Below are 15,397 nucleotides of genomic sequence, written 5' to 3' on the forward strand. Positions count from 1 at the left end.
CGACGATCGCTCGCTTTTTTTGTTACTTCTGATAAGACCTAAAGATGTAGTCCCAGAACGGCGACGATACGCCGAAGTTACTATCAGGATTTTTGTAGTGGTGAACGCTATGGTTAACCCACAACTGCTTGAAGAAATTCTTCGGGGGCGGATACGCATGCACAATGAAGTGCACCGACAGATAGCCCGAATAGCCCACCAGAAAACCCGGGAAGAACGCATACGACGATTCACCCATGATCAGGAAAAACAACCCGAAGAACACGAACCACATAATAATAGCCAGCGCCGGGGGCATGGCCAGCCGCGTCTTATCTTTTGGATATTCGTGGTGAACGCCGTGGAAGGTGTACTGAATTTTGGCCCGCTGCGGTGTTGTAGGTTCCAGGTGATACAGGTACCGGTGCAGTATGTATTCAAACAACGTAAAGACGAATAAACCCGTAAAGAATAGAGCGATAATGCGACCCGTTGAGTAATCGGTGTAATTCAATGCGTACCACAGCAGAAACGCCGACGAGGTCAGCCACATGCTGATGGGTACCATTATGTGAGTCCGCGATAAGGCTTCCAGGATCGGGTTGTCAAACAGTTTCTTTGTCCCGCTGTTTTTAGGCCGTGCGTGACTTTTAAAGTTGTCAACAGTTCCTTGCATAGAAGTATTCGTTTAAATAGTGGCGCGAAAGTACAACGAAAAGTGGTTCTTGAAAATAAATTTAGTAAAGTAGGTTTACTAGTTGCCTATGTCTTAGTAACCTCCAACTGGTCAGAAAGTTTTTCCTGCATGGCCCTGATGTTTCCCTGCGGGAGTTTCTGTCGGATGATCAGGCGCAACGAGTTGTTATACGTCAGGTAATTCCACATCCAGTTCAGGAAAATAAACAGCCGGTTTTTGACGCCGAGAATGTTCATCAGGTGCACGAATAGCCAGGTCAGCCAGGCAAAAAAACCGCCAAAATGCAAAAATGGCAGATCAACCACAGCCAGCCCCCGACCGATGGTCGCCATCGTACCCAGGTCGCGGTACGTGAACTCTTCCGGCTGTTCGCCTTTAACCCAGCGAAGCAGGTTTTTGGCCAGGTGTTTACCCTGCTGAATGGCCGGCTGCGCGATTTGAGGGTGTCCGTTGGGCCATTTCTCCTCCGTCATCAACGCTACGTCGCCGATGGCAAAGACGTCGGTAAAGCCCGTTACCTGGCTGTACCGGTTCACGGTTATACGTCCGCCACGGCCTATTACCTCCGTCGGCAATCCGTTCAGCGGGTTTGCTTTTACGCCAGCCGCCCAGATAAGGTTGTTGGTCCGGAGCGTTGAGCCGTCGACCATGTACACCGTCTCGCCATCGAAGTCCTTTACCCGCGTGTTGAGCCGGACATTAACGCCAAGATCCAGCAGGTATTTGAGGGAATGGTCCTGCGATTGCTTCGACATCGGCCCCAGCAGCTCCCCGCCCGACTCGATGAGGTGAATATCCATCATCGTAAAGTTAAGCTCGGGGTAGTCGCGGGGCAGGACGGTTTTGCGCATTTCGGCCAGCGTTCCGCAAAGCTCCACGCCCGTCGGTCCTCCGCCTACCACCACAAAATCCATCAGTCCATTTTTTTCCTCTTCGGTTTCGACGCTCAGCGCATCTTCGAAATTCTGCAGAATTCGATTCCGGAGCGCAATCGCTTCCGACACCGACTTCATCGGAAGAGCCTTCTCGATGATGTTCTGCATGTTGAAGAAGTTGGTGTCGGCGCCGGTCGCAACCACGAGGTAATCGTAGGTGATTGGCCCCAGTTCGGTATCAATGGCTTTGTCGGCCGGCCGCACGCCCGTTACGTTCGTTACCCGGATGTGTACGTTCTTGCAGTTGCCGAACACGGCCCGTAGCGGAAACAGAATGGAGTTTGCCTCCAGACCGGCCGTAGCAACCTGATAGTACAGCGGTTGAAACTCGTGATAATTGTGCCGGTTAACCAGCACTACCTGAAACTCTTTCCGTCGCGATAGCCGTTTGGCCAATTTCAGTCCACCGAAGCCGGCCCCCACAATTACCACCCGCTTCCGGTCCGTTTTGGGTATGTTTGGATTCATTCGTTATTCGGTTTTCTGTTCACGGTTTACAGTCTGCTGTTTTTGAGTAAGTCGCCATTCGGAAACGATCCATCGAAAACCGTAAACTGAAAACTGTAAATCCTAAATGCTTGTTTAAACCGTTTCCCGCGCTTCCTGAAGCACACGCTCGTAATACGCTTCGTATCGCGGCAGTATCAGCGGCAGCGCAAACTCTTCGGCGCGGGCCAGCGCATTTCGCTTAAAGGTAGGAAGATTCGCTTCGTCGAGGATGTACAACGAGTTTTTGACCATGTCGTCTACGTCGCCAACGGGGCTCAGAAAGCCCGTCACGCCCTGCACGTTCAGTTCGGGCAGGCCACCGGCGTTGGATGATATAACGGGTACCTCACAGGCCATGGCTTCGAGTGCCGCGAGTCCGAAACTTTCGTTTTCCGACGGCATCAGAAACAGATCGGCCACCGACAGCACTTCCTCCACGGCATCCAGCTTACCCAGAAAACGAACCTGATCGTAGATGCCCAGTTCGCGCACCAGTCGTTCGATACGGGCGCGTTCGGGGCCGTCGCCGACAAGCAGCAATTTAGCCGGCATGTGCTCCTGAATGTGATAAAACGTCATAACGGCATCATCAATACGTTTGACGCGCCGGAAGTTCGACGTATGCACAATGAGCTTTTCGCCGTTGGGGCAGATCGCTTTTTTGAAATGTTCTTTCTGCTGCCGCTTGAACCGGCTCAGGTCGATGAAGTTGGGAATGACTTCAATTTCGCGATGGACGTTAAAATGGGCGTAGGTATCCTGCCGCAGATCTTCCGACACGGCCGTTACGCCGTCGGACTGGTTGATACTGAACGTAACGACCGGTTCATACGACGCATCCTTACCCACCAGCGTGATGTCGGTCCCGTGTAAGGTGGTAACCACCGGTACGTGTCGCCCCTGCGACCGCAGAATCATTTTGGCCATGTAAGCCGCCGACGCGTGCGGAATGGCGTAGTGAACGTGCAGCAGATCCACGTTTTCGTTCAATACAACGTTGACCATCTCGCTCGCGAGCGCCGATTCATACGGCGGATACTGAAAGAGCGGATACGAGGGGATATTTACTTCGTGGTAGAAAACATTCTCATTGAAAAAATCGAGCCGGGGTGGTTGCTGGTAGGTAATGAAGTGGATCTGGTGGCCGTTTTTGGCCAGTGCCTTACCAAGTTCGGTGGCTACTACGCCACTGCCCCCGAAAGTGGGGTAGCACACAATACCGATTTTCATAGAATGGAGCCCGAAGGCCGGGAACGGTTTTCCTTACAACAACAAACCAGCATGAAAAGAATCCCGATTCTTACGTAAAGTATTTGTTACAGTGATGTTGGCCGGGGTGCTGCTCGTTTCCTCGCCCTCAGCCGGGTCTGCCGGAGTGCGAAATTGCCCTCTGGCAGGTGGCCCATGCTACGAATAATAGGAACGGCTGGTTAAACCATGCGGCATGATAAAAAAGCCGTATTTTTGCAGTTTAAAAGCCCCCCCATGCACCAGCCCGTTCCTTTCTCGGCATTCGTCTATGGATTCCTTCGGCTGATCCGTGTGCAAAATCTGTTGATCGTGGTGCTCACTCAGTTTCTGGCCCGCATTTTCCTTGTTGGGCCACAGGAGCAATGGCTGCGCATTCTGATCGATCCGACCATCTGGCTGCTGTCATTCTCAACGGTTTGCATTGCGGCAGCGGGCTACATCATCAACGATTATTTCGATATCAAAATCGACCTGGTCAACAAACCCGAACGGGTCGTTATCGGCCGTTATCTTAAACGCCGGGTGGCCATGGGCGCTCACCAGCTCCTGAACTTCGTGGGGTGTGTCATAGGACTCTATCTAAGCAACTGGGTATTTGTAACCGATGTCGTAGCGGCCGGGCTGCTCTGGTTTTATTCCGCGCAGTTCAAGCGCCAGCCGTTTATCGGCAACGTAGTCATCTCCCTCCTGACGGCTCTCTCGCTGATCGTGCTGGCGGTGTATTATCGCCAGAACGCCGATATGCTCCTGATCTACGCCCTGTTCTCGTTTGCCATTACGCTGGTCCGGGAGATCATTAAAGACATGGAAGACATCCGGGGCGACGCCCGCTTCGGGTGCCGGACACTCCCGATCGTCTGGGGGCTGCGCCGGACCAAATACCTGCTCTACGTCCTCATTGCATCATTCATTGCCACCCTGTTTCTGATGGCCGATTCGCTGGGGAACCTGCGCCTGGGCTGGATTTTCCTTATCCTGCTGATCCCGATCGGGTGGCTGGTGTACCGGCTCGTTTTCGCCGATACCCGCCGGGACTTCGGCTACCTTAGCAATCTGTGTAAGCTGATCATGCTGATGGGCGTCCTGAGCATGGCCTGGGCCTGACCTTTCCCTCAAACGTTCGGCAAACGGGTTTGCCAAACGTGTAGTTTTATCGACTAAACGCTTACAAACCTACGCTTTATGAAACAATTGGTCCTTTCCTTGCTGATGACGGCAGCCGTTCTGACAACTGGCCGGGCGCAGACATGCGCCGGTATGACGCTCAAACCAGGGATGAATTTTGAGCTGACAACCTACAACGCCAAAGAAAAACCGAACGGCAAAATCACGTATCAGATTAAGAATGTAAGCCGCGAAGGCAACTCAACCATCGTTGATATTACAACCCAGTTCCAGGACGAAAAAGGCAAAGCCCAGCCCCCATCCGATATCCGCTATACATGCACCGGTGATGAAATTATGGCTGACTTATCAGGTATGATGGCGAGTATGCAGAATACGGCCTTCAAAGATGCCCAGATGAAGATGAAACTAAATCGACTGGTGTATCCCGGGAAATTCAATGTTGGGCAGAAACTACCCGACGGTGCTATGGAAGCTGAGTTTTTCACCAACGGCACGCGAATGATGGAGATGAACATGACCATGAGCAACCGGCAGGTAGAAGGTCAGCAGTCGATCACGACGCCGGCCGGTACGTTCGATACGTACAAAATAACCTCGGACATGGGCTTTGAAAACCGGACCATGGGCATACCGATTCGGGGGTCAATGCGGGTGGTCAGCTACCGGTCTGGCAACCTGCTGTTCGATGTCAAGTCAGAGACGTACAACAAAAACGGCAAGCTGATGGGTTATACCCTGCTTAGCCAGGTAAATTAAACCAACTGGCCGACTACCCGCGGGTGGTCGGCCAGTTGCTAGTCGTTAGTTGGCAACGGTTATGTTGAACTGTACGTTCAGATCATCGTCGCCGGGGGCAGGCGTTCCATTCTTTGTACCAGGCTGATGGCGTAGCTGTACCGTAACCGTACCGGTGCCGGCGGCTCCTGTACGAACGGTTCCAGTGATACCAATGGGCAGATTATTCTGATCCTTATCGCCATAGGTATAGGTAAATAACGAAGTAGGATTGGGCGTAAAAACAAATAGGTGTTCATCGCTCTCCTCTTCCACTTCTTCCAGAATGTTAAGAGTTGGTGTCTTGCTTTCATCAAGCAATTGAGCTACGTCCAGGGTATAGGTCTGGTTGGCTCTGAGCGTTACGTTACCAGTAATAACCGGTGCCGAGCCACCATCACCGTCAACATCCCGGAAGGTGATCGTCTGCGATTGCGGGCTGGTTACCCCCTGCTGCGTAAAACGCAACGTCAGAGTTGTTATCAGTTCGTTCTCATCGGCCGGCTGGGGGTTATCGGCGTTGTCGTTGCAACCACTTAATAAAGGCACTGCCAGGATCAGCAACCATAGCCATTTTTTCACTACGTTGTTCATGCAGGTAAATCGTTGAATGTAAACACATATCAGTTGATACGGTCGGCAAAGCTATTTCAAATGCAATATAGTTGCAAAAATTTTTGCAACTATATTGCATTGCTTATGGTTTCTCTACGCAATGGTCTTTGTATCTTTGTCCTGTACATTGATCGCCAATCTCATTTTTGCAACATTGTTGCAAATAAGAAAATAGTGCTATCTTTGCGCTGTTAAGTCTTTGGTACGCTGTCTATGAAAACAGATAGTCTTGATAAGAAAGCCGACTACATTGGGATCACCGGTTCGGTATTGTGCATGATTCACTGTCTCATCACGCCGATGCTGCTGATGACGTCTTCGCTTTTAAAGCATGACGCCTTCCGCATTGGGTACCTGAGCCTGGATTACGTGTTTATTGGCGTTAATATCGTGGCTGTCTATTTCGCCACCCGTCATTACGCTTCGCCCGTCATCCGTATTTGCCTATGGGCATTTTTGAGTCTCTTTACGGTAGCCATCCTGCTCGAGGATGTAAACGAACTGTTTGAATACCTTGGCTACTTAGCCTCGGCAGGTCTGGTGATTTCGCACCTGTTCAATATCCGTGCCCACCGCCTGCAACACGCTCACTAAGTCGTCGGTACCTTCTTTATAAAGTTATACTATTCAATCGCCCGTGATGTCTCCGTAGATGTCACGGGCTTTTTTATGCAGATACTTCTCTCTATGTGATTCCCTCGCATCGACGTTACCCTGAAACATATACGTATAAACTACGGGACCAAACGGTCTTAAAATGGATGAACAGGAGAAAATATATCATTTAACTAATTCTAAAAAAAATCAAATATTAGAATTAAATACTGATATTATTAATTATTTTAAAATATTATTTGCTATATCTATTGAATTAAAAAATATAATCTAATAATATTGATTTGCTTTCGCAGGATTACTATTCTCTCCGTATCCAATTAACTCCCTCTATGAAACTGTATGAAAATACATCTATGTGCTTTTCTCATTCTATTCCCTCTTTTAGCGTTTAGCCAGCAACGAACCATCCGGGGGAAAGTCCGCGACGACGGCGATAAAGCCGGGTTACCCGGTACGTCGGTGACCGTTAAAGGCACTACGGTTGGGACTGTTACCGATGCGCAGGGCAGCTACCAGATCAGCATACCGAACGGTGATGCCGTGCTGGTCTTCTCCTCGGTTGGTTTTCAGTCGAAAGAAGTAACCGTTGGTAATCAGCAGGTTATCGACGTGGCGCTGACGGTCGATACCAAACAACTGAGCGAAGTGGTCGTGACGGCCGCTGGTATTAAACGGGACAAAAACGCGCTCGGGTACTCCGTCAGTACGATCGATGCCAGTAAGCTGGCGCAGAAGTCAGAACCCGACCCGCTGCGGGCGCTGACCGGCAAAGTGGCCGGGGTCAACGTACAGGGTTCGGGTGGGGCCGCCGGGGGGGCCACCAACATCACCATCCGGGGTAACTCATCGCTGGGGAACAACAACCAGCCGCTGTTTGTAGTCGACGGGGTTCCGTTCGATAACTCCAGCTTCGGCGGTACGGATGGAACGGTCGGCGGATCGACCGTCACCAACCGGGCGTTCGACCTCGACCCGAACAACATCCTGACGATGACCGTTCTGAAAGGCGCTGCGGCTGCCGCACTCTATGGATCGCGGGCCGCCAACGGGGCCATCATCATCACGACCAAGGCCGGAAAACGCCAGAGCCGGAAAGGGCTTGAAATTACGTTCAATACGGGTTATTCGACTGAGACCGTAGCGGGCCTGCCCGAGTATCAGACCAAATACGGTCAGGGTACCAACTTCGACTACCGGAGTGGCGTGTTTGGGTCGTGGGGGCCGCCGTATCCGGGCGTCACGAGCCTGATCCCGACGCGCCAGACCATCCCGCACCCGCTGACGACCAACAACCGGTACCCTTCAACGGTTTTCCCCGACATCTACCAGGCCGACGGAACTACGCCGATTCAGGTGCCATATCAGTCTTATTCGCAGTACAACGCCAAAAATTTCTTCCGGACGGGCAGCGTCTTTGAAAATGCGCTGTCGGTGTCGACCGGTGGAGAGAAAGGCAGCTTTACGGCGGGTCTGTCACGTACGGGTAACCAGGGCGTTGTTCCGGAAAACGAGATTACCCGTACGGCGGTTAACATCGGCGGAAACGCACAACTGGACAACAAATTTTACGTCAGCGGGGCGCTGAACTACGTCAACACCGACCAGACATCGCCCCAGCTCACGGCCGCGAACGGTTCTGGGGCTTCGATCCTGGACATTCTGATGTTTGTGCCGACGAGTTTTGACCTGACCAACTACCCGTACACCAACCCCCTGAACGGCAACAACGTGTACGACCGGGTAGGCACCGATAACCCCTACTGGTCGGTTAAGAATAGCCCAACCACGAGCAAGGTAGACCGCTACTACGGTAATATCGTACTTGGCTTCGACCCGCTGCCGTGGCTGAACGTCCAGAACACGGCCGGCTTCAACGTGTACACCGACCGCCGAACCGTCGTGAACGGCAAGGGGGGCGACTACTTCCCGAACGGCAACATTACGAACGACAACATCTTCCGGCAGGAACTGGACAACACCCTGTTGCTGACGGCTACCAGGCCCATCAGCGAAGACATCGGGCTGAAGGTCATTCTGGGCAACAACGTAAACCAGCGGGTCACGGAGCGGCAGGTGGTATTCGGAGACGGCATCATCTTCCGTGGCATCAACTCCCTGAACAACACCAGCGTTACAATTCCGCGTGTGCTGCCCAACAACCGGAATACCCTGCGGCAGCGGTTCTATGCCATCTTTACCGACATCTCGCTGGACTATAAGAACTACGCCTTTCTGAACCTCGTTGCCCGTAATGACGTATCGTCTACGCTGCCGCCTGACAGCCGCAGTTACCTCTACGGTGGAGCCAGCGCGTCGCTGATCTTTACCGAAGCCTTCCGGTTGCCAAAATCGATTCTGTCGTTCGGTAAACTGCGGGCGGGCTATACGCGGGTCGGTAACGAAGCGACTCCCTACCAGACCCAGACGGTATACATCGCCAATCCGGTGCTGGGAGCCGGTGCATCCGGTACGGGTACCATCGCAACGCCCTTCATTGGCCAGAGTGCACTGACTCAGTCTGACCTGCTGGCGAATGCAACCCTGAAGCCGGAATTTATCAACGAGCTTGAGCTGGGGGCCGAACTCCAGTTCTTCAACAACCGGGTCGGGCTGGACGTCACGTACTATAATAAGATCAGTACGTCGCAGATCTTTACGGTCAATGCGGTACCTTCTTCGGGTTACACGCAAAAAGTGATTAACCTCGGTAAGTCATCCAACGAAGGGATTGAAATCGGACTGAACGCTACGCCAGTGAAAGCGCCCAACGGCCTGACCTGGGATATTTCGTCGGCCTTTACGCTGAACCGGAACATCGTGCGCGACATCGGTTCGCTACGGGAACTGCCCTATGGTGGTTTTGCCGACCTGGGTAGCGTTCATATTGCCGGTCGGCCCTACGGCATGATTCGCGGCTCCACCTACGCCCGCGACGACGAAGGCAACATTCTGGTGAATCCCAACACCGGTAAGCCAATCCTGAGCGGCAAAACAGAAGCCATCGGCAACCCAAACCCCGATTTTATACTGGGTGTCACCAACACACTGACGTATCGGGGGCTGACGCTCAGCGCCCTGTTCGACTGGAAGAAAGGGGGCGACATGTATTCCTTCACGGCCTATGAACTCCTGAGCCGGGGCGTTACCCGCGACACGGAAGAACGAGAAGCTATCCTCATTGGACCGGGTGTACTGGGCGACGTAAACACGCTGAAACCCATCCTCGACGGCGAAGGCCGGAAAATCCCGAACAACGTAGGCATTGCCGTAGCTGACTACTATTTCAGCGGTGGCTTTGGTCCCGGCGGTGCCGCCGAAGTGAACGTATTCGATGCCACGGTGTTCCGGCTGCGCGAAGTCTCGCTTGGCTACCAGATTCCGAAGCGGTGGCTCGAAAAAACGCCGTTCGGTTCGGCATTCCTGTCCATCAGCGGCCGGAACCTGTGGTACCTGGCGCCCAACTTCCCGAAGTACCTGAACTTCGATCCGGAAGTCAGTTCGCTGGGAGCCGGCAACTCGCAGGGTTTCGATTTCATCGGCATTCCAACGACCCGGCGACTCGGGGTGAATCTGCGGTTCAGTTTTTAATTTTCAAACCGCAAAGACGCAAAGCAAGCGCGAAGAGCGCAACGTACTTGGCGACCATTGCGCTTCCTTCGCGTCTTTGCGGTTAAAAAATACCAGGTAATATGACATTTAAAATCATACGAATAACCTCTTTACTGGGGCTACTCCTGACGGCCGGAGCCTGCAATGAGTTTGTCGATATTAACTCTGATCCGAACAACCCGACTACGCCGGTACTGGAACTGCTGCTGCCGGCTACGCAGGTATCCATGACGGGCAGCCTGCGGGACGTGAATCAGGGAACGTCGGTGCTGGTGCAGCATCTGTACACCAACAACGCCAGCCGCAATTTCCAGGACGGTACCGATTACCAGCAGTCGTGGAACGGGTTGTACACGCAGGTGCTGAACGACCTCGAAATCATCATTGAAGAAGGTACGCGCCAGAACCGCTGGGATTACGTTTCCATCGCCAAACTGGAAAAAGCCTACATCTACAGCATCATGGTCGACCTCTGGGGCGACATTCCGTTTACCGAGGCCTCGAAGGGTAACACTGTTTCCGACCCCGTTTTCGAGACCGGAGCTACCATTTACGACAAGCTGTTTACGCTGATCGACGAAGCCCTGGCCGATGCCAATAAAGGCGCATTTGCCATCCAGCCGGCCAGTGCCGACATCATCTACCGGGGCGATAAGAACGCCTGGATTCGCATGGGCAACTCGTTAAAGCTAAAGCTCTTCAACCAGATACGTCTGGTTCAGCCGGAGAAAGCGAAGACCGGAATCAACGCCCTGCTGTCGGCTAATGCGCCCCTGATCAGCGCCAATACGCAGGACTTCTCGTTCCGCTTCGGCTCCAGCGAAACCCCTGCTAACCGGCATCCCTGGCACCGCGCTGAATACCAGGCCAGTAAATCGTACTACATGAGCCAGGGTTTCATCGAGCGGTTGTTTAACAACGACGACCCGCGGATTCGGTACTACTTTTTCCGGCAAACGCCCAACTATACCGTAGGCTTCACACCAACCGGCAACGGGTACTTTGGCCGCTACACCGGCGACCCAACGGCTTCGCCCAACGACAACGCCCTGAAAGCTACCGTCGGGGTGTATCCGGCCGGGGGGCTGTACGACAATGCGCCGATCAACAATATACCGGCTTCTAACACCTTCGTGACCAACACCGGAGCTACCGGTGCACCAAAAGTCGTGACCAACACCGACGGCACGGGGGCGGGTGTGTTCCCATTCATCACGAACGCGATGGTCAAATTCATCCTGGCCGAAGCAGCCCTGACACTGGGTACGACCGGCGACGCACGCCAACTGTTTCAGGACGGCATTACGGCGCATTTGAACAGCGTCAACACGATTTCGTCGACCTCGGGTAACTCGGCCCCGGCCATTCCGGCTGCATCGATCACGGCCTTTGCCGCCAACCGGGCGAGCCAGTTCACGGCCGCTGATGATGCCGGAAAGCTCACGCTGGTGATGACCCAGAAATACATCGCGCTCTACGGCAACGGCATCGAATCGTACAACGATTACCGCCGGACGGGCCTGCCGGTGTTACCGGCTCCCATCGCCCCCCTGAACACGTTCCCGCTGCGACTCACGTATTCAATCACGGAACTGTCGACCAACGCGAACGTATCCAGCAAAGCGGATCAGGTACAAACGGCGCAACAAACAACCCCGGTGTTCTGGGACAAATAAGGGATACCACTTAATGACTATGAAAAAGATCTTTCTCTATACCGCTATAATTCTGCCCATTCTCCTCGACGCCTGCAAAACTGAGGACTACGTCTGGGAGAATTATACCTACACAGCCGTTCCGCTGGTGGCGGTCAATACGTCCAAATCGGCGCTGCCAACGGTAGCCACGGCCAACACGTCCTTCTTCGATCTGGGAGCCGCCAATATGGCCAGTCAGGAGTTTGAATATGCACTGCGGTGGGAAGGTTTCGGGCGTACCGAAGTCACCTCAATTGATGTATATTTGGGTTTTTACAAAGCACCGGCAACCGGCAATCCGCCCTATCCGATCGCTATTTCTCAACCGGGTGGTCTGTATCCGACGGCAACTCAGTTTCCGCTGCCGAGCCGGGTCGGGTCGGCCGACAAATTATACGAAACGGTTACGCAGTTTCCCAAGACGTTTACGGTTACAGCCGGCCAGATGGCAACGTTTACGGGCACGGACCTGAGCAAGGTCGCCCAGAATGATTATTTTCTGTTCAAGTTTATCCTGAACCTCAAGGACGGCCGCCGGATTGTCGGCTTTCAGGAGAACGTTTGCGACGAAGCCCGTGGCGAAGTCGGCGACTGCCGCGTCGGTGTCCGGTTCCGGAGAAAGTGAAATTAGTTCGTAGTTCTTAGCTTGTGGTTTGCCGTTCAGATTACCGTACTGACCAACGGCCCGTCTAACCACGAACAAGGAGCCACAAACTACTAACCAGCCAACGTATTACCCTAAACAACCCGCTATGATGCGTTTTTTTCCTCGTTTACTTTTGATCGGCCTGCTGTTCAGCCTGACTACGGCCTGGGCGCAGAACATTCTTTCGCCCAAAGAGCACTTTGGGTTCAACATCGGCGACGATTACATGCTCGCCACCTATACCCAGACCGAAGCGTATTTTAAGAAGATTGCAGCCGCATCGGACCGGGCTAAACTCGTGGACATTGGCATGACGGAAGAAGGTCGGCATCAGTACATGCTGATCGTTTCGTCGCCGGAGAATTTGAAGAAGCTGGACCGGTATAAGGAGATTTCCCAGAAACTGGCCCGTGCCGAAGGACTGACCGATGAGCAGGCCCGCGCTCTGGCTAATGAAGGTAAAGCCGTGGTCTGGATTGACGGGGGGCTGCACGCCACCGAAACGGTTGGAACCATGCAGTTAATCGAAACGATCTGGCAACTGGTGAGCCGCAAAGACCCGGAAACCCTGCGGATTCTGGATCAGGACATCATTCTGCTGACCCACGCCAACCCCGATGGGCAGGAGATCGTCACGAACTGGTACATGCGCGAAAAAACGCCGGAGAAACGATCGCTGGACAACCTGCCCCGGCTCTATCAGAAGTACATCGGTCACGATAACAACCGCGACTTCTTCATGCTGAACATGAAAGAAACCCGGAACATTGGCCGCCAGTTGTTTGTCGAGTGGATTCCGCAGATCATGTATAACCACCACCAGCGCGGTCCGGCCGGCTCGGTGCTGGCGGGTCCCCCCTACCGCGACCCGTTTAACTACGCGTTTGACCCGCTGATGATCACGGGAATCGACGCCCTCGGCGCGGCCATGATCAACCGCCTGAACTCCGAAAACAAACCGGGATTCACGCGCCTGGGCGGTTCGGTGTTCTCGACCTGGTACAACGGTGGTCTGCGTACGACGACGCACTTCCACAACATGATCGGCCTGCTGACCGAGATCATCGGCGGTCCAACACCCGAAGACGTACCGCTGGTACCGAACCGTCTGATTCCGAACGGTAACACACCCTTCCCGGTTCGGCCGCAGAAGTGGCATTTCAAGCAGTCGATTGATTACTCGCTGTCCTTGAATTACGCCGTGATGGATTATGCTGCCCGCTACCGCGACCAGGTGCTGTACAACATCTACCGGATGGGTAAGAACTCCATCGAGCGCGGCAGCACCGATACGTGGGCGCTCTCGCCGAAGCGCATCGACGCCATTCAGGAAGCCTACAAAGCCGATCCGAAAAAGCCGACCTCGACCACCAACGCGGCTCTGGCCCAGTATGGTCTGCTGCCCCGGGGTGGCGGCATGCCGGTTAAGTACTACGATACGATCATGAAAGCGCCGACCCTGCGCGACCCGCGCGGTTTCATCATCCCGGCCAACCAGCCTGATTTCGCCACGGCCGTCAAGTTCCTCAACGCCCTGATCCGGACGGGTATTCAGGTACAACAGGCCACGGCCGATTTTACCGTAGCGGGCAAGAAATACCCCGAAGGTTCGTACATCGTCAAGACCGATCAGTCGTTCCGACCACACATTCTCGATATGTTCGAGCCGCAGGATCACCCCAACGATTTCCAGTATCCGGGTGGCCCGCCGGTACGTCCGTACGATGCCGCCGGCTGGACCCTGGCCTACCTCATGAACGTACAGTTCGACCGGATTCTCGACGGTTTTGACGGTCCGTTCAAGAAGCTGCCCTACGGCGAACTCCTGTCGCCCGAAGGCCATATCAACGGGGGTGGCAGTGCCGGCTACGTGCTGAGCGCCCGCGCCAATAACTCGTTCATCGCGGTTAATGACCTGCTGGCATCGGGTGTGGAGGTGTACCGCCTGCCCAACGGCGCTGGCGGTAAGTCGTCGGTGGAAGCCGGTGCCTTCTTTGTGCCGGCGTCGGCGAAGGCCAAATCGTTGCTGGACAAGTCCGCGAAGGACCTCGGTCTGGAAATTACGGGCGTGTCGAAACGCCCCACTACGTCGATGATCAAAGTATCGCCCATGCGTATTGCGCTGTGGGATACGTACGGTGGCTCAATGCCGTCGGGCTGGGTGCGCTGGCTGATGGAGCAGTATCACTTCCCGATGAAGGTGATTTACCCGTCGGATATTGACGCCGGCGATCTGCGCAAGAAATACGACGTAATCGTGTTCGTAACCCGGGCCATTCCGCCCGTCAGAGGGGAGGAAAACGACATTTTCCGGGCTCTCGAACGCGAACCGAAAGAAGAGACAACTCCGGCCGAATATCGTCCGTGGTTAGGCCGGATCACCGCCAGCAAGTCGATTCCGCAGATCAAGGCGTTCCTGGAAGCCGGCGGTACGGTTGTGACTATTGGCTCCAGCACGAACCTGGCTTACCACCTGAACCTGCCGGTCAAGAATGCCCTGACCGAAATGACCAGCAGCGGACAGGATCGGCCACTGCCCGGCGAGAAGTACTACATTCCAGGTAGCGTACTGCGGGTGAACCTGGATTCGACCCAGCACGCTACCTGGGGTATGCCGAACCTGACGGATGTGTATTTCGACGCCAGCCCGGTCTTCAAGCTGGCTCCCGAAGCCATCGCCAAAGGGACGGTGAAACCACTGGCCTGGTTTTCCAGCAACAAACCGCTGCGTAGCGGCTGGGCCTGGGGGCAGTCGTACCTACAGGACGGCGTAGCGGCTTTCATGGCTCCGGTCGGCTCGGGTAAACTCTACGCCTTCGGCCCCGAAATCACGTTCCGGGCTCAATCGCAGGGTACGTTCAAACTGCTCTTCAATCAGCTCTACTCAACCGGTTCATCCCCTCAATCGGGCAACGAGACGGTGAGCGAGGAATAATCCTGATGTTTCCGGCGGCCCAAC

11 protein-coding genes are annotated in these 15,397 nt (G+C 54.1%); 7 read left to right on the top strand and 4 right to left on the bottom strand.

What is annotated here, in order from left to right:
- Positions 1 to 22: 22 nt before the first annotated feature.
- The 3 genes from BN8_RS19510 to bshA all read right to left on the bottom strand — a co-directional run bounded on the left by BN8_RS19510 (position 23) and on the right by bshA (position 3,330).
- Positions 23 to 655, bottom strand: coding sequence for a sterol desaturase family protein (locus BN8_RS19510; RefSeq protein ID WP_009283654.1), 633 nt, complete (start codon positions 653 to 655; stop codon positions 23 to 25).
- An 86-nt stretch (positions 656 to 741) separates the two neighbouring features.
- On the bottom strand, positions 742 to 2,079 hold the full coding sequence (locus BN8_RS19515; RefSeq protein WP_009283655.1) for an NAD(P)/FAD-dependent oxidoreductase: 1,338 nt from the start codon (positions 2,077 to 2,079) through the stop codon (positions 742 to 744).
- Positions 2,080 to 2,193: 114 nt separating this feature from the next.
- Positions 2,194 to 3,330, bottom strand: a complete 1,137-nt coding sequence (gene bshA, locus BN8_RS19520; RefSeq protein WP_009283656.1) for an N-acetyl-alpha-D-glucosaminyl L-malate synthase BshA — start codon at positions 3,328 to 3,330, stop codon at positions 2,194 to 2,196.
- Positions 3,331 to 3,537: 207 nt separating this feature from the next.
- Between bshA and BN8_RS19525 the strand changes: the two genes are divergently transcribed.
- Together BN8_RS19525 and BN8_RS19530 are read left to right on the top strand one after the other, a co-directional pair.
- Positions 3,538 to 4,455 (top strand): geranylgeranylglycerol-phosphate geranylgeranyltransferase, encoded by a 918-nt coding sequence (locus BN8_RS19525; protein WP_009283657.1) that lies wholly within the window; start codon positions 3,538 to 3,540, stop codon positions 4,453 to 4,455.
- Between the two features lie 78 nt (positions 4,456 to 4,533).
- On the top strand, positions 4,534 to 5,235 hold the full coding sequence (locus BN8_RS19530) for a TapB family protein (protein ID WP_040006365.1): 702 nt from the start codon (positions 4,534 to 4,536) through the stop codon (positions 5,233 to 5,235).
- Positions 5,236 to 5,280: 45 nt separating this feature from the next.
- On the opposite strand, the gene BN8_RS19535 is transcribed toward BN8_RS19530, so the two are convergent.
- On the bottom strand, positions 5,281 to 5,847 hold the full coding sequence (locus BN8_RS19535; protein ID WP_009283659.1) for a hypothetical protein: 567 nt from the start codon (positions 5,845 to 5,847) through the stop codon (positions 5,281 to 5,283).
- A 234-nt stretch (positions 5,848 to 6,081) separates the two neighbouring features.
- Here BN8_RS19535 and BN8_RS19540 point away from each other — a divergent pair, with 234 nt between their 5' ends.
- From BN8_RS19540 to BN8_RS19560, 5 genes are all read left to right on the top strand, one after another.
- The gene (locus BN8_RS19540) at positions 6,082 to 6,462 is read left to right on the top strand and encodes a MerC domain-containing protein (RefSeq protein WP_009283660.1); all 381 of its coding nucleotides are present in this window, start codon (positions 6,082 to 6,084) and stop codon (positions 6,460 to 6,462) included.
- Between the two features lie 363 nt (positions 6,463 to 6,825).
- Positions 6,826 to 10,074 (top strand): SusC/RagA family TonB-linked outer membrane protein, encoded by a 3,249-nt coding sequence (locus BN8_RS19545; RefSeq protein ID WP_009283662.1) that lies wholly within the window; start codon positions 6,826 to 6,828, stop codon positions 10,072 to 10,074.
- Positions 10,075 to 10,175: 101 nt separating this feature from the next.
- On the top strand, positions 10,176 to 11,771 hold the full coding sequence (locus BN8_RS19550) for a SusD/RagB family nutrient-binding outer membrane lipoprotein (RefSeq protein ID WP_009283663.1): 1,596 nt from the start codon (positions 10,176 to 10,178) through the stop codon (positions 11,769 to 11,771).
- A 19-nt stretch (positions 11,772 to 11,790) separates the two neighbouring features.
- Positions 11,791 to 12,417 carry a hypothetical protein gene (locus BN8_RS19555; protein WP_040006627.1) on the top strand — a complete coding sequence of 209 codons (627 nt, stop codon included), beginning with the start codon at positions 11,791 to 11,793 and terminating at the stop codon, positions 12,415 to 12,417.
- Positions 12,418 to 12,547: 130 nt separating this feature from the next.
- Positions 12,548 to 15,373 (top strand): M14 family metallopeptidase, encoded by a 2,826-nt coding sequence (locus BN8_RS19560; protein ID WP_040006367.1) that lies wholly within the window; start codon positions 12,548 to 12,550, stop codon positions 15,371 to 15,373.
- Positions 15,374 to 15,397 lie beyond the last annotated feature (24 nt).

The sequence above is a fragment of the Fibrisoma limi BUZ 3 genome, from assembly GCF_000296815.2.
In the GTDB taxonomy this organism is placed as follows: Bacteria; Bacteroidota; Bacteroidia; order Cytophagales; family Spirosomataceae; genus Fibrisoma; species Fibrisoma limi.

Excerpts from the sequence above, each read along its gene's own strand:
- BN8_RS19560 (WP_040006367.1), top strand. The coding sequence starts at position 12,548 with ATGCGTTTTTTTCCTCGTTTACTTTTGATCGGCCTGCTGTTCAGCCTG.
- BN8_RS19510 (WP_009283654.1), bottom strand. The coding sequence starts at position 655 with ATGCAAGGAACTGTTGACAACTTTAAAAGTCACGCACGGCCTAAAAAC.
- BN8_RS19525 (WP_009283657.1), top strand. The coding sequence starts at position 3,538 with ATGCGGCATGATAAAAAAGCCGTATTTTTGCAGTTTAAAAGCCCCCCC.
- BN8_RS19555 (WP_040006627.1), top strand. The coding sequence starts at position 11,791 with ATGAAAAAGATCTTTCTCTATACCGCTATAATTCTGCCCATTCTCCTC.
- bshA (WP_009283656.1), bottom strand. The coding sequence starts at position 3,330 with ATGAAAATCGGTATTGTGTGCTACCCCACTTTCGGGGGCAGTGGCGTA.
- BN8_RS19550 (WP_009283663.1), top strand. The coding sequence starts at position 10,176 with ATGACATTTAAAATCATACGAATAACCTCTTTACTGGGGCTACTCCTG.
- BN8_RS19515 (WP_009283655.1), bottom strand. The coding sequence starts at position 2,079 with ATGAATCCAAACATACCCAAAACGGACCGGAAGCGGGTGGTAATTGTG.
- BN8_RS19535 (WP_009283659.1), bottom strand. The coding sequence starts at position 5,847 with ATGAACAACGTAGTGAAAAAATGGCTATGGTTGCTGATCCTGGCAGTG.
- BN8_RS19545 (WP_009283662.1), top strand. The coding sequence starts at position 6,826 with ATGAAAATACATCTATGTGCTTTTCTCATTCTATTCCCTCTTTTAGCG.
- BN8_RS19540 (WP_009283660.1), top strand. The coding sequence starts at position 6,082 with ATGAAAACAGATAGTCTTGATAAGAAAGCCGACTACATTGGGATCACC.
- BN8_RS19530 (WP_040006365.1), top strand. The coding sequence starts at position 4,534 with ATGAAACAATTGGTCCTTTCCTTGCTGATGACGGCAGCCGTTCTGACA.